We start from the raw sequence: 17,315 nt of genomic DNA, 5'->3' as shown, positions 1-17,315 counted from the left end.
TTGAGGCACTTTTAGCATACCGAAGTAAGTGAAAGCGGGTGAAATGGACGACTTGCGGCAACTCGTCGGAAAACGCGTGGTTCTCACGGGTGGCGCCACCAACATCGGCCGGGCGACCGCGTTGTTGATCGCCACGCACGGTGCGCGTCTGGTGATCGGTGATCTCAACGCCGAGGGGGCCGAAGAGACGGTCCGCGCCATCACCGACAAGGGCGGTGAGGCTTCCTTCGTGCACACCGACGTCACCGACGAGGATTCGGTGGCCCGGTTGATCGAGACGAGCGCGGAGCGTCTCGGCGGGGTCGACGTGGCCTTCTTCAACGCGGGTATGCAGCGTTCCGGCCCGGTCACGGAGTTCAGCGCCGAGGACTGGGACGCGCTGTTCCGGGTCAACCCGCGGCACTGCTTCCTGGGCGCCAAGCACGTGGTGCCCCACCTGAAGGCGGCGGGTGGTGGCGTGATCGTCTTCACGGCCTCGCTGGCCGCGGTGAAGGGCGGTCCGGGGCTCACCGCGTACTCGGCTTCCAAGGGCGCGATCGTCGCTTTCGGCCGGGCTCTGGCCACGGAGCTCGCCCCGGCCGGGATCCGGGTGAACACCATCTGCCCCGGCTGGGTGGACACCCCCTTCAACGACCCGGCCGTCGACTTCATGGGTGGGCGCGAGGCCCAGGACGAGGTGGTCAAGCGGATCGTGCCGCTGGGGCGGCAGGCGACGCCGGACGAGATCGCGTCGGGCGTGCTCTACCTGGCGTCGGATGCGTCCTCGTACATGACCGGCCAGATCCTGCTGGTGGACGGCGGCGTGGCGTAGACCCCCGCCCGCAACGGGGGTGGTGCCGGCCGGTGGCCTCAGTTGCCTGCCCCGAGGGTCGACATGAACGCGGGCGGGTAGCGGTCGCCGCGCGCCGCGCCCGCCGGCACCGCCTTCTCGATCTCGGCGAGGTCGTCCGCGGTCAGGTCCAGCTCCACCGCGGGCAGTGCCTCGGCCAGCCGCCCGCGGGTGCGGGCGCCGACCAGCGGCACGATGTCGCCGACATCGGAACCCTGCGCGGCCACCCAGGCGATGGCCAGCTGGGCGACCGTGCAGCCCTTCTCCTCGGCAACGCGGCGCAACGCCTCCACCAGTGCGAGGTTGTGCTCCACGTTCCCGCTCGAGAACCGCGGGCTGGAGCCGCGGATGTCACCGGGGGCGGCGCGGTCGGTGCTCCAGTGTCCTGAGATGAGGCCGCGGCTCAGCACCCCGTACGCCGTCAGGCCGATGCCCAGCTCTCGCAGCGTGGGCAGGATGTCCGCCTCCACCGCGCGGGACAGGAGCGAGTACTCGATCTGCAGATCGGCGATCGGGTGCACGGCGTGCGCGCGGCGGATGGTCGCGGCGTCGACCTCCGAGAGGCCGACGTGCCGCACGTGCCCGGCGTCGATCATCTCCGCGATCGCGCCCACCGTCTCCTCGATCGGCACCGCCGGGTCCAGCCGGGCCGGACGGTAGATGTCGATGTGGTCGGTGCCCAGCCGGGTCAGCGAGTAGGCCAGGAAGTTCTTCACCGCCTCGGGACGGGCGTCCGTCCCGCCGAACTCGTGGCCCGGCCCCCGCAGCATGCCGAACTTGACGCTCAGCGCGTAGCTGTCCCGATCCCGGCCGTGCAGCGCCTCGGCGAGCAGCAGCTCGTTGTGGCCCATGGCGTAGAAGTCGCCGGTGTCGATCAGCGTGACGCCCGCCTCCAGCGCGGCGTGGACGGTGGCGATGCTCTCCGTGCGGTCGGCCGCGCCGTAAGCGCCCGACATGCCCATCGCCCCGAGACCCAGCGCGGAAACGGCAGGTCCGGTGCGGCCCAGGGTTCGTGTCTGCATCGCGTGCTCCTTCGTCGTCGATGTCGACCCCACCCTGTGCCCGCGGCGGGACGCGCGGGAGCGGAGCGTTCATCGTGGGAGAGCCGCTCCCTGGATCAGCTCGGCGGCCACGAGGAGCATGAGGTGATGGAGCGTGACCAGCTCGCCGACTTCCTGCGCCGTCGCCGCGAGGCGATCCGCCCGGCCGAGGTCGGTATCCCCGACGGTCCCCGCCGCCGCGCCCCCGGCCTGCGCCGGGAGGAGGTGGCCATGCTCGCCGGCATGTCGGTCGACTACGTCGTACGCCTTGAGCAGGGCCGCAGCAGTCAGCCCTCGACCCAGCTGCTCGGCGCGCTGGCCCGGGCGTTGCGCCTCTCCGACGACGAGCGCGCCCACCTGTTCCACCTGGCCGGCCACCGGCCCCCGCCCGCCGACGGGCTGGCCCGCCTGGCCCGCGCCGGCCTGCTGCGCATGCTCGACCTGCTCGGCGACACCCCGGCACTGGTGCTGTCCGACCTGGGTGAGGTCCTCGCCCAGAACCGGGCAGCGGTCCTGCTGATGGGCGACCTAACCGGCTTCTCCGGTGACCGGCGCTATGTCGTGTACCGCTGGTTCACCGATCGCGCCGCCCGCGCGGTCGGGCCGCCCGAGGAACAGGAGCACCACGCTCGTTCGCTCGTGGCCGACCTCCGCGCGGCCGCGGGCCGCCGGTCCGGCGACGCGGAGGCCGCCGGGCTCGTCGACCGGTTGCTGGCCGCCAGCGCCGACTTCCGCAGGCTCTGGGCCGAGCACGAGGTGGCCGTCCGGCGCGCCGACCGCAAGACCTTCCTGCACCCGCGGATGGGCCCGCTGCTGATGGACTGCGAGACCCTGGTCACGCCCGACCAGGGCCAGCAGCTGTTGGTGCTCACGCCGGCGGACGCCGAGGCCCGCGAGCGGCTGGAGCTGCTGTGCGTCCTCGGGACCGAGGAGTTCCCGACCGGCGCTGCGGGCGCGCCTGCGCGGTGACGCGGCCGTCGGCGGCGCGACCGGGTGTCACGCGGGCCAGTTCCGCAGGAGGGCGTCGAGGGCGTCGAGGATGCGGGACCAGGTCTCCTGGGTGTCGGGGGCGCTGTGGCTGAACCCTCCGCCCATCTCCAGGCTGACGTAGCCGTGCACGACGCTGCCGAGCAGCCGGACCGCGGCGGTGTGATCCGGTTCCGCGAGGTCGTAGCCGCGCAGAATCGCCCGCGCCATGTCGGCGTGCCTGCCGCCCGCGCTGGCGGCCGCCGTCTCCGGGTCGAGCCTGAGCTGGGCGGCGGCGTAGCGGCCGGGGTGCTCCTGGGCGTAGTCGCGGTAGACGTTCGCGTAGGCCGTCAGTGCGTCCTTCCCGGCCCGGCCCGCCAGGGCGCCGGCGAGCAGTTCTGCGAGCTCCTCCAGTGCGAGCAGGGCGATCCGGGTCTTGAGGTCGTGCGAGCTCTTCACGTGTGAGTAGAGGCTCGCGACCTTGACGTCGAACCGCCGGGCGAGCGCCGAGGCGGTGACCTGGTCGAAGCCGGCCTCGTCGGCGAGGTCGGCCCCGGCCCGGACCAGACGTTCGGTGGTGAGCCCGACGCGTGCCATGGCTTCCTTCCACACGGTGTACGCTGCCTAAAATATTTAGGCAAACTACCATCGTCTTTAGGCAGTCATGAAGCCGCTCAGTGAACGCGACATCCGCTCGTCCTTCGTCAACTGCTCCAAGGGAGAGGCCCAGCGGCTGAAGCTCCCCGCCGGCCTCGACGAGCTGCCCTGGCCGGACCTGGACTTCCTGGGCTGGCGCGATCCGGGCGCTCCCGAGCGCGCCTACCTCGTCGCCGACCACGACGGCCGCCTGGTCGGCGTCGCCCTGCGTGCCGCAGCGGCCGGAGCGCGTGGCTTCACGGCGCGCAGCATCTGCTCGCTGTGCCTGACCACGCGCACCGGCGGCGGGGTGGTGCTGATGAGCGCCCGCCGGACCGGAGCGGCCGGGCGCGGGGGCAACTCGGTCGGGCAGTACCTGTGCTCCGACCTGGCCTGTTCCCTCTACATCCGGGGACGGAAGCAGTCGGCGGAGGGAGTGCTCCGCGAGAGCCTGTCCCGGGAGGAGAAGATCGCCCGCACCCTGGCGAACCTCGACGCCTTCCTCACCACGATCACCCGCTAGCGACCCTCCTGCACCTTTCGATGGCATCGGGGATCTTCGATCCTTCGCATCTCGTGACGGGCCCGGCCGGATCACAGACTTCGGTACATGACGATCTCGGACAGGAGCACACCGGAGACCGACCGCGGGACGCTGCGCGGCGCGCCGCCACGAGCGCCCGCGCGGGACGGGGGAGTGCTCGGGCCGGTGCGCCGGCACCCGTTGCTCAGCTTCTTCGTGCTCGCCAACCTGATGAGCTGGCTGGCCTGGTTGCCCTACATCCTGTCGCAGAACGGGCTCGGGATCTGGAGCTACCGCTACCCCGACGCTCTGGGCGCCAGCCAGCTCCTGGGGGTGCTGCCCGGCGCCTACCTCGGCCCGATCGCCTCGGCGCTGTTCGTCACCGCCGTCGCCGACGGGCGGCCCGGGTTGCGGCGCTGGCTCGGCCGGATGTGGCGCTGGCGAGTCCGGTGGCACTGGTACGCGATCACCCTGCTCGGGGTCCCCGCGTTCATGCTCGCCTCCGGCTACGCCTTCTCCGGCGGCCAGATCACCGCGCCGTCGGTGATGGTGGTCGCCGCCTACGTCCCCGGCCTGATCATCCAGATGGTCACGACCGGACTCGCCGAGGAGCCGGGCTGGCGCGACTTCGCGCTGCCCCGCATGCAGCGCCGCTTCGGACCGCTGGCCGGCACCATGATCCTGGGGCCGCTCTGGGCGGTCTGGCACCTGCCGCTGTTCCTCACCGAGTGGGGCGGCTGGCCGGACGCGGACTGGACCCGCCCGGTGGTCTTCGCCGCGTTCTGCGTCGCCTTCAACATCGTCATGACCTGGGTGTTCAACCGCACCGGCGAGAGCCTGCCGCTGGCGATGCTGCTGCACGTCAGCGTGAACAACTTCGCCTCGATCGTGTGGTCGGACGTCTTCCCGACCATCGACATCGACCGGGCCCAGCAGGCCATGGCGAGCGGTGCGGCCGTGGCCGCCGTGCTGGTACTGGTCGGGACCCGTGGGCGCCTCGGGTACCGGGCGCCCGATGCCGACTGAGGCGACGGTCCCCCGGGTCGGGCGCCGGACTCAGGCGCTCGGCCCGGGGACGGCGACGACGTGGTTCTGGTAGGCCCAGACGACCGCCTGCAGCCGGGACTGCACACCGAGCTTGGGCAGCATCCGCGCCAGGTGCGACTTCACCGTCGACACCTCGACGACGAGGGTGCGGGCGATCTCGTCGTTCGACATGCCCTGGGCGAGCAGCAGCAGGATCTCGTGCTCCCGGGGGGTGAGCAGGGCCTCGACGGACCGGCCGGCCACCGGCTGCAGGCGACGGCGGTGGACGAACTCCTGCAGGATGCGCCGGGTGAGCGTCTGGTCGATGGTGCCCTGACCGGCGGCGACCTGGCGGACGGCGTGGACGATCGCCTCCGGCGGCGCGTCCTTGAGCAGGAACCCCGACGCACCGGCCTCCAGCGCTCCGAAGACGTAGTCGTCGAGGTCGAACGTCGTCAGAACGAGGACCGGCACCTGCGGATCGGCGTCGGGGGCGCACAGCTCGCGGGCCACCTCGATCCCGTTGCGGCCGGGCATCCGGATGTCGAGGCAGGCGACGTCGGGCACCAGGTCACGGGCCAGCGTCAGCGCCTCGGTCCCGTCCCGGGCCACGCCGACCACCTCGATGTCGGCCTCGGCGCCCAGCAACGCGGACAGGCCGGCGCGCACCAGGTGCTGGTCGTCGGCGATGAGCACGCGGATCATGCAGGGTCCTCCGGGAGCGGCGCGGGCGCGCGCATCGTACTGATCATGTCGTCGACCGGGAGCGTCAGGCGTACCTCCCAGCCGCCGTCCGGGGTGGCGCCGTAGGTGAGGTCGGCGCCCACCAGCTGGGCCCGCTCGGCCATCCCGACCAGTCCGAACCCACCGCCGGGTCCCGGGTCGGGTCCGGCGGGAGCGCCGTTGCGCACGGTGATCGTGAGCCGGCGGTCCTGCGGGTCGCTGATCTCGACCGTGCACCGGGCACCCGGCGCGTGCGCCGCGGCGTTGGCCAGCGACTCCTGCACCATCCGGTAGGCGACGAGCTGAGCGAGCGGGCCCACACCCGTGCCGGACCCGGTGCCCCGGTCGGGCACGACCAGGTCGATCTCGGATCCCGTCTGCCGGCGGGCCTCGACGAGCGCGACCACGGCGTCGAGGCTCTCCACGGGCCGGGTGGCGTCGGCGTCCTCGCGCAGCAGGCCGACCAGCCGCCGCAGGTCGTCCAGGACGGCCCTGCTCTGCTCGCGGACCTGGCGCGCCGACTGTTTCGCCGTGGCGGGGTCGGAGTCGATCTGCCGGTCCATCGCCGCGGCCATCAGCGCGATACCGGACATGTGGTGGGCGGCGATGTCGTGCAGCTCCCGCGACATCGCCATGCGCTCGCGCGACACCGCGGCCTGCAGCAGCGCGTCCTGCTCCCGCCGCAGCGCCTGCACCTCGTGGCGACGGGCTTCGCGGGCGTCGCGCTGAGCGGCGACCACCAGGCCGAACAGCAGCGGCAGCCCGACGACGACGAGCCCCTGCAACAGCGCGGCGGCGACCGTCGTGCCGATGTCCGGTGTGCCGCTGCGGACCTCGTTGAGGAACTGCGCGGTCGCCAGCAGCAGCGCGGTGACCGCCAGCGCGACCCACAGGCGGCGGAGCGGGCGGGCGACGACGGCGAGGAACACCCCGGCCAGCTCGGCGACGGCGGTCAGGCTGAACGCCCCACCCGGGACCGCCCAGACCAGCACCAGCGGCACGGCGGCCAGCCCCGGTAGGACCGTCGTCGGGAACCGGCCGACCCACGCCACCGCCAGGGCCTGCAGCACCAGGACGACGACCACCGTCCACCAGCCGACACTGCCGAGACCGGGCAGCAGACCGGCGTCCGGCTCGGCCGCCGTGGCGACCGGCAGCGCGAACAGCAGGCAGATCGAGACCAGCCCGCACACCGTGGCGGGCACCGGCCGGAGCGGGGCACGCGGGCGTGGTGCCTGCGCGGGTCGGGACACGGTCGGCCTCCGCGGTGCTGCTCGTCGTCGCCGGGTGGCGCCGTCCGTGATCATCCGGTACGGCGCGTGAACGCTACCGGCTACCCGCCCGCCTCCATCGAAAGTTGGCGACGGGGAACTGGGTACCTCGGACCGATGTGTCCCGGGGGCGCGGCGGACAGGCTGGACCACATCGGACAGCAACGGGGACACCGTCCCCCACGACGAGAGGCGCCTCCCATGACCAGCGATCCCGCCACCCCCGGTACGCCCAGCGAGGCCAGTGCTGCTCCGGCTCGCGGCCTCCCGCGCCCTCTCCTGTGGGTGCTCCTGGTCGTCGCCGTCGCGGCCAACGGCATCTCGTCGCTCTCGTCGCTGCCGGTCGCCGTCGGGGCGACGTTCGGCGTGATCGCCCTCGCGCTCGCCGCGCTGCTGGTGCGCGACCACTACCGCCGAAGGTGAGCCGCGTTCTGATGGACTGCGAAACCCTCGTCACGCCGGACCGTCGGGCTGCCCAGCCCGGCAAGATCGTCGCCGCGGTCCCCTGAACCTCCCGGACGACGAGCGGGCGACGGGATCAACGCAGGCACTGCTGCGGTCGGTCGGCGGCGACGTGGAAAAATACCGTTCGCCGCCTTGGCCGGGCTGCTCGCTGCCGTTGTCCGCGGTATCCCGGGCGCCACTCGTGCCCCATCCGAAGGAGAATCCCGTGCGCCGCACGTTGCTCGCCGCAGCCGTCGTGCTGCTGTCCGCCGTCATGATCGTCGGCTGCAGCGGCGGCTCCGACGCCACCACACTGCGGGTCGGGACCGAGGGCACGTACAGCCCGTTCAGCTTCCAGGGCCCCGACGGCAAGCTCACCGGGTACGACGTCGAGGTCGCCCAGGCCGTCGGGGCGAAGCTCGGGCGCACCGTCGAGTTCGTGCAGACCCCGTGGGACGCGATCTTCGCCGGGCTGGAGTCGAAGCGCTTCGACCTGGTCGCCAACCAGGTGACGATCACCGACGAGCGCAGGGCCGAGTACGACCTCTCCGAGCCCTACACGGTGTCCGAGGGCGTGATCGTCACGCGCGCCGACAACACCGGCATCACCAGCCTCGCCGACCTGCGAGGCAGGACGACCGCGCAGTCCGCGACCAGCAACTGGGCCGACGTCGCCCGCGGGGCCGGGGCGGACGTGGAGGCCGTCGAGGGCTTCGTGCAGGCCGTCCGGCTGCTCAAGGACGGCCGGGTCGACGCCACGGTGAACGACACCCTCGCGGTGGGCGAGTACCAGAAGACCACCGGCGACACCGGCGTGAAGGTCGCCGGGAGTACCGGCGACACCAGCGAGCAGGCGTTCGCGGCGCGCAAGGACAGCGGTCTGGTCCCCGAGGTCAACCGCGCCCTGGACGAGCTGCGCGCGGACGGCACGCTCGCACGGATCTCGGAGAAGTACTTCGGTTCCGACGTGAGTGGGCAGTAGTTGGATGCCTCGACCTGGGCGCTGATCGGGCGCAACCTGTGGCCGATGCTGGTCGCCACCGTCACCCAGACGCTCCCGCTGACGGCGATCAGCTTCGCGCTCGGACTGGTGCTCGCGCTGTTCGTCGCGCTGGCCCGGATCTCGAAGGTCGTGCCGCTGTCGGCGCTGGCCCGCGCCTACATCTCCGTCATCCGCGGCACACCGCTGCTGGTCCAGCTGTTCATCGTGTTCTACGCGCTGCCGCAGCTCGGACTGGTGATCGACCCGTTCCCGTCGGCGGTGATCGCGTTCAGCCTCAACGTCGGGGGTTATGCGGCCGAGGTGATCCGGGCGGCGATCCTGAGCATCCCGAAGGGCCAGTGGGAGGCGGCGCAGACCATCGGCATGGGTTACGCGACGACGCTGCAGCGGGTGATCCTCCCGCAGGCGGCGCGCACCGCGGTGCCACCGCTGTCCAACACGCTGATCTCGCTGGTCAAGGACACCTCGCTGGCCTCGACCATCCTGGTCACCGAGCTGCTGCGGGTCGCCCAGCTGGCGGCGGCGCCGACGTTCGACTTCTTCGCGCTCTACGGGGTCGCCGCCGTCTACTACTGGATCATCTGCCTGGCCCTGTCGTCCGTGCAGAACCGGGTGGAAGCGCGACTGGAGAGGTACGTGGCGCGATGACCGACCTGCTGACCGTGCGGGGTCTGCGCAAGTCGTTCGGTGACCTGCAGGTCCTGCGCGACATCTCGTTCGACGTGCCGGCGGGCACGGTCACCGCGGTGATCGGGTCGTCGGGCTCGGGCAAGACCACGATGCTGCGGACGCTCAACGCCCTGGACCGGGCCGACGCCGGCGTGATCGACATCGGATCCGTCTCGGTCGACTTCGCCCAGCCCGTCGACCGCGCGACGCTCGCCCGGTTCCGCGCCCAGAGCGGCATGGTCTTCCAGTCGCACAACCTGTTCCCGCACCGGACGGTGCTGCAGAACGTCATCGAGGGCCCGGTGATCGTGCAGAAGCGGCCCAAGGCCGAGGCGATCGAGGACGCGAAGGTGTTGCTGGAACAGGTCGGGCTGGGGGAGAAGGCCGACCAGTACCCGTACCAGCTCTCCGGCGGCCAGCAGCAACGGGTCGGGATCGCCCGGGCACTCGCCCTCCGGCCCACGCTGATGCTCTTCGATGAGCCGACCTCGGCGCTCGACCCGGAGCTCGTCGGCGACGTGCTCCGGGTGATCAAGGACCTGGCCGCGGACGGCTGGACGATGGTGATCGTCACCCACGAGATCCGGTTCGCCCAGCAGGTGGCCGACCAGGTGCTGTTCATCGACGGCGGGGTGGTGCTGGAGTCGGGGCCACCTGCGCAGGTGCTGGGCGAGCCGTCCCACGCGCGCACCCGGCAGTTCCTGCAGCGAATCCTGGACCCGATCTAGCACTACCGCCGCCGCGCCCGTCCCTGGGCCGGCGGCACGCCGTCGACCAGCCCGGATGCCTGAAGCGCGACATCTGGACCGGAACGCTTACGAGGGAGGCGTGACGCCCGCGTCGAGCAGGGTCTGCCGCAGTGCCTGCCGTCCGCGGTGCAGCCTGCTCATCACCGTGCCGATGGGGATCCCCGCGATCGCGGCGATCTCCTTGTAGGAATAACCCTCGACATCGGCCAGGAGGACCACCCGGAGATAGGGCAGCGGCAACGACGTCAGCGCCGCCTTGAGGTCGTCGTCGGGGTAGCGGGCGAGGACTTCCTCGGCGGGGTCGCGCCCGATTCCCGGCATTTCGGGGGAGTTGTCGAGCTGGGTCTCGAGCCCGTCGAGTCCCAGCTCTTCGGGCCGCAGCTTCCGGGCGTGATAGGTGTTGATGAAGGTGTTCGTGAGGATACGGGTGAGCCAGGCCCGCAAGTACGTGCCGCGGAAGCTCGAACAGTTCTTGTGTGCTCTGAGGTAGGTCTCCTGCACGAGATCCTCGGCGTCGGCTGAGTTGTGCGTCATGCGGTACGCCGTCGAGAACAGTGACGGCTTGTAGCCGAACGCCTCCTGCGCGTACTCCACCGGCGTGGTCCTCGCCGTCGATGCGGACTCGCTCATCACATCAGCCCCTCATGCCGTCGGACACCCCGTGACCGGTCGACCGGCTCGTGGCCGGCTTTATTCCAGGAGCCGGTCGACCGGGGGCTACGCGGATGGCTCGAGCGGCTCGGGTTCGAGGCCGACCTCATGCGCGGCGACGATGGCGCAGGCCTCGTCGACGTCGGAGTTGTCGCCGCTGACGCCGACAGCGCCGATGATGCCGTCCGCGCGGGTTCTGAGCAGCACCCCGCCTGCTGCGGGGAACATCCGGCCCTCGGCGGCGACGGCGAGCGCGTCGAAGAAGGCCGGCACCCGCGCCGCCACATTGGCGATACCCCGCGAGCTGAAGCCCAGACCGAGGGCGCCCCAGGCCTTGCCGATCGCGATCTGAGGCCGGACGAAGCCCGCGCCGTCCTGCCGGTAGAGGACGATCTGATGGCCTCCGGAGTCCAGCACGGCGACGGTCAGCGCGGAGCTGTTCCGGCGCTCACCCTCCGCCAGCACGGCGTTGGCCAGCCGCTGCGCGGTCCCGAAACTCAGCATTTCCGTTCACCTTTCGTCTCGACGGTGGTGCGGCCGGGCCTGGTTACGGGGCTACGTGCCCGTACAGCATCTGGCTGGAGAAACTCAGCCAGCCCTCCGGTGAGCGATCGGGCAGGCTCGCGCTGACCGCGGCGACGAAGTCCTCCGCCGTGCCCGACGAGTCGTAGGCGGCCTTCACGGTCGTGAGGTAGGCGATGTTCGCGGGCACCGCCTCGGGGTCGATCGGTGCGCCGTGACCGACGATCAGGGTCGTGAGACCGAACCTGGCCACGTCGTTCCGGATCTTGCCCAGCGCGGCGATCCATCGGTCGAACTGCGGCTGGACGGTGAACAGGTGGTTGTGTTTCCCCGCCAGCAGGTCGGCGACCAGTGCGACGCCGTGGTCGGGCAGGGTGATCGTCAGCGTGAACTCGGCCTCGGTGTCGTGGAACTCCTGGAAGAGGAACCGCACCCCGCTGATGACCAGCTCACCGGGAACGATGACCGCGTCCGGGATGACGATCCGCGAGGCGATCTCGTCCCCGAACATCGCCCGGCGGATGTCGAGGACCTGCTGGCCCAGCCGCACCAGGTAGTCGCGCACCGAGGCCGTCGTGGCGAGTTGGACGCCGGGGAAGCGCTCGGTCAGATGCTGGAAGCCCGAGTAGTGGTCGGGGTGGTTGTGGGTCAGGACGAACCGGTCGACCGGCTTGCCCAGCCCGTCGATCACGTCGCCGACCTCGCGGGCGAACCGCTGGAAGATCTGACCGTCGACGACGATGAGCCGGTCGGCGAGCTCGAGGATGGTCGAGTTCACCAGGAAGGACTCGTCCGGCGGGGTGTAGATGTGCACCTTGAGGCCGTCGAGGTCGAGGGTCTGCACTGATCCGTCCATGCTCTTCTTCTCTTTCGTGATGTCCATCGTGGTCTTCCGGTCATTGCCGGGACTTCGCCGGAACTTTCCGCTCAGCCGCACACCCGGTGGACAGGGAAAGGGCGGTCCGTATTCCCGCCTGGAAAGGACGAATATCAGAGGCGCAGTGCGCGAGTCGGTGCCAGTACCTGCTCCACGTCGGTCCAGTCCGATCCGGGCATGTCGACGTAGAGCTCGATCTCGTTCCCGTCGGGGTCGTGGAGATAGAGGCTGTGTGTCACCGTGTGGTCGGCGGTGCCGAGCACGGAAACGCCTTCGCGCTTGAGGTGCTCCCAGGCAGCGGCCAGTTCCTCGTCGTTGTCGCCCACCTTGAGGCCGATGTGGTAGAGCCCGGCACGGTGGCCGTTTCCGGGATGGGGCGCGTTCTTGCCGACCTCGATGAGGAGAAGCTCGTGGTGCGTGCGGCCCGAGGAGAACGCCATCACCTTGCCACGCATGTGCTCGGGTGTCTCGAGGGCCTCGAAGCCGAGCACATCCCGGTAGAAGTGTGCAGAACGTGCCAGGCTCTTGACGAAGAGCACGACATGGCCGAGTTCATGGATTTTCATGGGCTCTTTCCTGTGGTTCGGATGCCTGAGGAAGTAACGCAGGCGGCGGCATCGTGATGTGGAGCAGGGAAACATGGGCGGCGAGTCAGAAGTAGCCGTCGAACTCCGGCGTGACCAGGTCGTCTTCGAGATGCAGGGCTTGGGCGACCGTGTTCGTCCAGCCCGCGTGGCAGGCCATGATCAGGCCCTCGACGATCTCTGCGTCGGACCAGCCGGCGCCGCGCAGGGCGGCGAAGTCGTCCTCGGTCACCGATCCCGGTTCCGCTGCGGCCGAGCGGACGACCCGCACCAGTGCGAGTTCGGCGTCGGTCCATGCTTCCGACTCCGTGCCGCCGCGCATGGCGCGTACCGCGTCTTCGCTGTAGCCGAACTCGTTGACCAGGAAACGGGAATGGCCGCCCGCGCAGTATGCGCACTTGCGTGCGTCGCTCGCCGCGACGAAAAGGGATTCCTTCAACCGGCGAGAGAGCCTGCCGTTCTCCACGACCGGGTGGTAGAGGCTGTCCATCGCCTCCTGGGCGGGCGGGGAGTAGGCGAGCATCATCCGCAGCAGGGTCGGTCGGCCTTGTTCTTCCGTGAAGCGGTCGATCGCTCGGCGGTTCTCCGGGTCCAGCGTGTGCAGATCGGGGTAGTCGATCAAAGCCATGTCCGGCCTCCTGGGGTTCAGTGATGTCCGCTCGGTGCTTCGGCCTGTCCCAGGTGGACGGACAGGGTCATGATGTCCATGTAGGCGGACAGTGAGACGACGGTGAGGACTTCGAGGAGGTGGGCGTCCGACCAGCCGGCTTCGTACAGGGCCCGGACGTCGCGTTCCACGGACTTGTAGGGCTCCAGGGCCATCTTGCGGCTGAAGCGGATCAGTTCGCCGACCCCGTCGTCCGCTACCGCGGTGTCAGGCGTCCGGGTCAGGAAGCTGTTCAGCCGCTCGGTTTCTGCGCCGTGGCGGACGGCCTCTGCGAACAGTGCCTCCGCGAGATAGTTGTCACCGCGCGCGTCGGCGCAGACCGCGAACACGGCTTCCCGTACCCAGCGGTCAAGGGCGCCGTAGCCCATGATCAGCCTGTACTGGTTGTCCAGTGCGGCCAACGCGGCCGGGAAGTGGGCGAATATCGCGCGGACCGCGGCGAAATGGCCGTGGTCCTCGGCGAACGCGTCCAGTTGGGCGCGAGCCGCCGGGTCGAGTGCGGCGTCGGTGGGTGGGTCGATGTAGGGCACGTCCGTCACCTCTCCTGTCGGTCACATGGGGAATTGGCGGGATGAGCTCGTGAATCGATGCCTTCTCGCCGAGACGGCCGTAGCCCAAAACTCTCAGGTGTTGAGCTGCCCGCCGTCGACCAGCAGCGTCTGGCCGGTGAGAAAACCGCCGCTCGCTTCGGAGGCCAGGAAGAGGAGTGCGCCGACCAGATCGTCGGGATACATGTCACGGTGTATCGAGCGGGTGGCGACACCTGCTCTCGCCACGTCGACCAGGCCAGGGTTGTCCTTGACGACGGTGTCGGAGAGGGTGAAGCCGGGGGAGAGCATGTTCACCACGACGCCGTGCTCGCCGAGTTCGCGCGCCAGTGTCCGGGTCAGCGCCGTGATCGCGCCTTTCGACGCCGCGTAGTGGAGCATTCCTGGGTGTCCCTTGATGCTCGTACCGGAACCGATGTTGACGATCCGGCCCGCTCCCCGCGCCGCCATGTGCGGCCCCACGTGTTTGCACAGGAGGAAGGCGCCGGCGAGGTTGACCCGCATCACCCGGTCCCACAGGGCGAGGTCGATCTGGTCGTACGGGGTCGGTTCGAGAGTGGCGAAGAGCGCCGCGTTGTTGATCAGAACATCGATCCGGCCGTGTTCCGTGATGACGGTGCCGACCAGCGCGCGGACGGACTCCTCGTCGCCGACATCGGTGCGGACGAAAATGGCTCGACCTGGTTCCCCCTGGGAGAGCTCAGCCTCGAGCGAGGTTCCGTCGGTGATGTCGGCGATGTAGACGACGGCGCCTTCCCGGACGAGCGCGGCCGAGTAGACGGCTCCGATTCCCGAGGCCCCACCGGTGACGATGACTGTCTTGCCGGAAAGACTCATTGCTCTTCTCCTGCCTTCGGCCGGCCGGCGGCCGTTCCCGGAGACAGGGGGCGCGCGCCCGCATCTCCTGCCTACCCCCGCTGACAGGAGATGCCGGGCAGTTATTCCGGGCCCGGTGAAGGTCTTCTCGGCATGGCCGTGGCAGGTACGGCGTCGATGAACCGCAGACGTACCTGCATATGCCGCCCCACCGGCCGCCGCTCAGCCGGTGAGCTCCTGGGGTGCGTCGGAGACCTCCGACAGCGCGTCGGTCAGCAACGCGACGAGCGCCTCGTGCTGCACGTCGGCCGACGACCCGACCTCCTCCTCCGAGCCGTCGAGCGCCTGGGCGGCGAGGCCGGCCTTGCTGTCGATCAGCTCGGCGATCCGGGCGTCGATCGTCTGCGCGGCGATGATGCGCCACGCGGTGACGGGCTGCGCCTGCCCGATGCGGTGGCTGCGGTCGATGGCCTGCGTCTGCTCGGCGGCGGTCCAGGAGAGCTCGGCGAGCACGAGGTTGGAGGCGACCTGCAGGTTGAGGCCCACGCCGGCTGCGGTCAGCGAACAGACCGCGACGGCCACGTCGGGGTCATTGACGAAGGAGTCGATGTTCCGTTGCCGCACCGCGGGGGTCTGGTCGCCTCGGATCGACGAGAAGCGGACCCCCTGCTTGGCGAACGTCTCCTCGGCGACGTCCATCACGTCGACGTGCTTGGCGAAGAAGACCACCTTGCCCGCGCTGCGCGCGAGCTGGGCCGCGTAGTCGGCGGCGAGACCGGCCTTCGCCCGGCCGATGCGCCGCATCATGCTGAAGACGTTCTCGCCGGTCGTCGAGGTGGTCGCGTCCTTCTGCTCCCACTTGGCCACCTGGCGCACGAGTGCGTGGTCGATGCCCTCGACCACGGCACCGGCCCGGCGGCCGGCCAGTGCCTCCTCGTACCGCGACACCATCCGGAGAGCGAGGTCGCGTTCGGCCGCTCGGATCGACCGGCCGACCGGCCCGTCCAGCTCGACGGGGAGGTCGGCGATGCGACGGGCGGGGATGTCGGCGGCCACGTCGACCTTGCGACGCCGGACGATGCCGAGGTCGACCACGCACTGGCGCGTCGCGGCGTAGAAACCGGGGTCGGCGGGGGTCAGGCCGGTCTCGTCGAGCGCGTTCATCAGCTCGGCGAGCGGCTTGGTCTCGTCGATCCAGCCGAGGAACTGCCAGATCGCCCGGAAGTCCTCGATGTCGTTGATCAGCGGGGTGCCGGTGAGGGCCATCAGCAGCGGGCGCGCGGTGAAGGACCGGATGCGCTCGGAGAGCGCCAGTACGTGCCGCGAGCGCTGCGAGGACTTGTTCTTGATGAAGTGCGCCTCGTCGACGACCATGCCGCGCAGGCCGAAGTCGCCGAGCCATCCCACGTGGCGGTCGAGCACCTCGTAGTTGACGACGAGGATGTCGGCGAACCCGTCGATCGAGTCACCGTCGCCGTGGATCACGGTGGCCGAGCGGTGGGGTGTCCACATCCCGGCCTCGCGCGCCCAGTTCGTCTTGACGACGTTCGGCACGACGACGAGCAGCGGGTAGGCGTTGGCGGCCTCCGCGGCGAGCAGCGCCTGTGCGGTCTTGCCCAGGCCGGGCTCGTCGGCGAGCAGGAAGGTCCGGTGGCCCGCCGCGGCCGCGGCCACCACCGAAGCCTGGTGGGGCATCAGCTCCAGGCCGCGAGGCGTGTACCGGGAGATCGGCGCGGGGAGGTCCATGCATGCCGGGGCGCCGCTGCCTGCGCGCTCGAACGAGCTGAGCAGCGGGCCGATCAGCTCCCACGTGGCCAGCCGCGTCCGGCGGGGGGCGCTCGGCCGGGCCGCGGAGGCGTCAGGGGCGAGGAACGGGTTGGCCAGTTGCCGCGAGATGACCGACCGCGGCATCACGCGAGGCTCGATGGCGGCGGGCGGCGGCTCCGCGGGCGGTAGGTCGTCGGCGGCGGGCTCTATGCCCGCGGTCCGCAGCATCTCCACCTTGAGCGACCGGGCCTCGTCGGAGACGACGGCGTCCTCGGCGAGAAGCGCGAGGAGCGCGGAGTCACGGACGGCGCTCCTCGCGAGGATCGTCGCGATGCCGTCGAGGCGCTTGAGCTGCTCGGCCCGGTGCGTGTCGCTGCTGTTCTCCGCCCGGACCCGGGCGCGCTCATCGCGCAGCAGCAGCGCGACGGCCTGGAACTTCGTGCGCGTCGCGGGCGTGACCCGGCCGCTGCGGAGGGCGGCTTCGACCTCCCGGACGGCTCGCGCGAGCACCGAGTTGACGTCGTCGGGGCCACTGCCGCGACGGCGGTCGCGCGGGGCGCTACGGCGAGCCCCCGTCTGGGGCCGGCCTCGTCGAGCCACTAACTCCTCCTTCGGGGTGCCCGGCACGGTCGCCGTGGCAGCCGTGCCGGCCACAGGACTGCGGCCGGGCGATGGGCGTCGCGGGGAGAGAGCCGAAGCGGCTCCTCCGAGACGCGACCCGGGCCCACGGATCCGTGGGAGATCGATGCCGCCCGCGTACGGGAAGGCGTCGCCACTGATCATCCACCAGTCGACGGCTGCGGCATCACCCACGCACAGGGCCGGCGGTCGCCGGACGAGCGGCGTGCGCCAGGGTCGGTTCTCCGTTCCATGGTAGCGCCTGGCGGCCGGTGGCAGGCGGCGAGCACTCAGACGGGCGCGACCAGCACGGCCGGGTCGCCCTCGAACCACGCGTTGTCGATGGCCGGCCGCGCGATGACGGTCATCGGACACCTCCGACGTGG

Annotated in this window: 20 protein-coding genes; 8 read left to right on the top strand and 12 right to left on the bottom strand. The window is 70.7% G+C overall.

From position 1 onward, the window contains the following. Positions 1–43 precede the first annotated feature (43 nt). A complete protein-coding gene (locus HF577_RS12045; RefSeq protein WP_169395885.1) occupies positions 44–811 on the top strand; it encodes an SDR family NAD(P)-dependent oxidoreductase in 768 nt (255 codons plus the stop codon). Positions 812–849: 38 nt separating this feature from the next. On the opposite strand, the gene HF577_RS12040 is transcribed toward HF577_RS12045, so the two are convergent. Beyond that, positions 850–1,851: an aldo/keto reductase gene (locus HF577_RS12040; RefSeq protein WP_169395884.1), complete on the bottom strand. Its 1,002-nt coding sequence runs from the start codon at positions 1,849–1,851 to the stop codon at positions 850–852. Between the two features lie 126 nt (positions 1,852–1,977). On the opposite strand from HF577_RS12040, the gene HF577_RS12035 reads away from it, so the two are divergent. Then, positions 1,978–2,838: a helix-turn-helix domain-containing protein gene (locus tag HF577_RS12035; RefSeq protein WP_169395900.1), complete on the top strand. Its 861-nt coding sequence runs from the start codon at positions 1,978–1,980 to the stop codon at positions 2,836–2,838. Between the two features lie 27 nt (positions 2,839–2,865). Here HF577_RS12035 and HF577_RS12030 read toward each other — a convergent pair whose 3' ends face one another. Then, positions 2,866–3,432: a TetR/AcrR family transcriptional regulator gene (locus HF577_RS12030; protein ID WP_169395883.1), complete on the bottom strand. Its 567-nt coding sequence runs from the start codon at positions 3,430–3,432 to the stop codon at positions 2,866–2,868. Between the two features lie 67 nt (positions 3,433–3,499). Between HF577_RS12030 and HF577_RS12025 the strand changes: the two genes are divergently transcribed. Both HF577_RS12025 and HF577_RS12020 read left to right on the top strand, forming a co-directional pair. After that, positions 3,500–3,994, top strand: a complete 495-nt coding sequence (locus tag HF577_RS12025) for an FBP domain-containing protein (RefSeq protein ID WP_169395882.1) — start codon at positions 3,500–3,502, stop codon at positions 3,992–3,994. An 87-nt stretch (positions 3,995–4,081) separates the two neighbouring features. After that, complete coding sequence (locus tag HF577_RS12020; protein WP_169395881.1) at positions 4,082–5,020, top strand: CPBP family intramembrane glutamic endopeptidase; 939 nt, start codon at positions 4,082–4,084, stop codon at positions 5,018–5,020. Positions 5,021–5,050: 30 nt separating this feature from the next. On the opposite strand, the gene HF577_RS12015 is transcribed toward HF577_RS12020, so the two are convergent. Both HF577_RS12015 and HF577_RS39695 read right to left on the bottom strand, forming a co-directional pair. Further along, positions 5,051–5,725 carry a response regulator gene (locus HF577_RS12015; RefSeq protein ID WP_169395880.1) on the bottom strand — a complete coding sequence of 225 codons (675 nt, stop codon included), beginning with the start codon at positions 5,723–5,725 and terminating at the stop codon, positions 5,051–5,053. Continuing rightward, positions 5,722–6,996 (bottom strand): sensor histidine kinase, encoded by a 1,275-nt coding sequence (locus tag HF577_RS39695; RefSeq protein WP_169395879.1) that lies wholly within the window; start codon positions 6,994–6,996, stop codon positions 5,722–5,724. The genes HF577_RS12015 and HF577_RS39695 overlap by 4 nt, the downstream gene beginning before the upstream one ends. 219 nt (positions 6,997–7,215) lie before the next feature. Between HF577_RS39695 and HF577_RS12005 the strand changes: the two genes are divergently transcribed. The 4 genes from HF577_RS12005 to HF577_RS11995 all read left to right on the top strand — a co-directional run bounded on the left by HF577_RS12005 (position 7,216) and on the right by HF577_RS11995 (position 9,858). Beyond that, a complete protein-coding gene (locus tag HF577_RS12005) occupies positions 7,216–7,437 on the top strand; it encodes a hypothetical protein (protein WP_169395846.1) in 222 nt (73 codons plus the stop codon). A 247-nt stretch (positions 7,438–7,684) separates the two neighbouring features. Further along, complete coding sequence (locus HF577_RS37435) at positions 7,685–8,440, top strand: amino acid ABC transporter substrate-binding protein (RefSeq protein ID WP_312859092.1); 756 nt, start codon at positions 7,685–7,687, stop codon at positions 8,438–8,440. Next, complete coding sequence (locus HF577_RS37430) at positions 8,441–9,109, top strand: amino acid ABC transporter permease (RefSeq protein WP_246266260.1); 669 nt, start codon at positions 8,441–8,443, stop codon at positions 9,107–9,109. It abuts the gene before it with no gap. Then, the gene (locus tag HF577_RS11995; RefSeq protein ID WP_169395878.1) at positions 9,106–9,858 is read left to right on the top strand and encodes an amino acid ABC transporter ATP-binding protein; all 753 of its coding nucleotides are present in this window, start codon (positions 9,106–9,108) and stop codon (positions 9,856–9,858) included. Before HF577_RS37430 ends, HF577_RS11995 begins: the two co-directional genes overlap by 4 nt. 87 nt (positions 9,859–9,945) lie before the next feature. Here HF577_RS11995 and HF577_RS11990 read toward each other — a convergent pair whose 3' ends face one another. The 8 genes from HF577_RS11990 to HF577_RS11955 all read right to left on the bottom strand — a co-directional run bounded on the left by HF577_RS11990 (position 9,946) and on the right by HF577_RS11955 (position 16,911). Continuing rightward, the gene (locus tag HF577_RS11990; protein ID WP_169395877.1) at positions 9,946–10,509 is read right to left on the bottom strand and encodes a sigma-70 family RNA polymerase sigma factor; all 564 of its coding nucleotides are present in this window, start codon (positions 10,507–10,509) and stop codon (positions 9,946–9,948) included. 87 nt (positions 10,510–10,596) lie between these two features. Continuing rightward, complete coding sequence (locus tag HF577_RS11985; RefSeq protein ID WP_169395876.1) at positions 10,597–11,034, bottom strand: GlcG/HbpS family heme-binding protein; 438 nt, start codon at positions 11,032–11,034, stop codon at positions 10,597–10,599. Positions 11,035–11,077: 43 nt separating this feature from the next. Continuing rightward, positions 11,078–11,935: an MBL fold metallo-hydrolase gene (locus HF577_RS11980; protein ID WP_169395875.1), complete on the bottom strand. Its 858-nt coding sequence runs from the start codon at positions 11,933–11,935 to the stop codon at positions 11,078–11,080. A gap of 107 nt (positions 11,936–12,042) precedes the next feature. Beyond that, positions 12,043–12,495 carry a VOC family protein gene (locus HF577_RS11975; RefSeq protein ID WP_169395874.1) on the bottom strand — a complete coding sequence of 151 codons (453 nt, stop codon included), beginning with the start codon at positions 12,493–12,495 and terminating at the stop codon, positions 12,043–12,045. An 85-nt stretch (positions 12,496–12,580) separates the two neighbouring features. Beyond that, positions 12,581–13,141: a carboxymuconolactone decarboxylase family protein gene (locus HF577_RS11970; RefSeq protein ID WP_169395873.1), complete on the bottom strand. Its 561-nt coding sequence runs from the start codon at positions 13,139–13,141 to the stop codon at positions 12,581–12,583. 17 nt (positions 13,142–13,158) lie between these two features. Further along, on the bottom strand, positions 13,159–13,719 hold the full coding sequence (locus HF577_RS11965; protein WP_211174131.1) for a carboxymuconolactone decarboxylase family protein: 561 nt from the start codon (positions 13,717–13,719) through the stop codon (positions 13,159–13,161). Positions 13,720–13,803: 84 nt separating this feature from the next. Further along, positions 13,804–14,565, bottom strand: a complete 762-nt coding sequence (locus HF577_RS11960) for an SDR family NAD(P)-dependent oxidoreductase (RefSeq protein ID WP_169395871.1) — start codon at positions 14,563–14,565, stop codon at positions 13,804–13,806. A 201-nt stretch (positions 14,566–14,766) separates the two neighbouring features. Continuing rightward, the gene (locus HF577_RS11955; protein ID WP_169395870.1) at positions 14,767–16,911 is read right to left on the bottom strand and encodes a DEAD/DEAH box helicase; all 2,145 of its coding nucleotides are present in this window, start codon (positions 16,909–16,911) and stop codon (positions 14,767–14,769) included. Between the last annotated feature and the right edge of the window lie 404 nt (positions 16,912–17,315).

The organism is Pseudonocardia xinjiangensis (genome assembly GCF_012911925.1).
Classification (GTDB): domain Bacteria; phylum Actinomycetota; class Actinomycetes; order Mycobacteriales; family Pseudonocardiaceae; genus Pseudonocardia; species Pseudonocardia xinjiangensis.
Note: the sequence above shows the minus strand (reverse complement) of the source record. Positions and strands in the feature narration are given on the sequence as shown.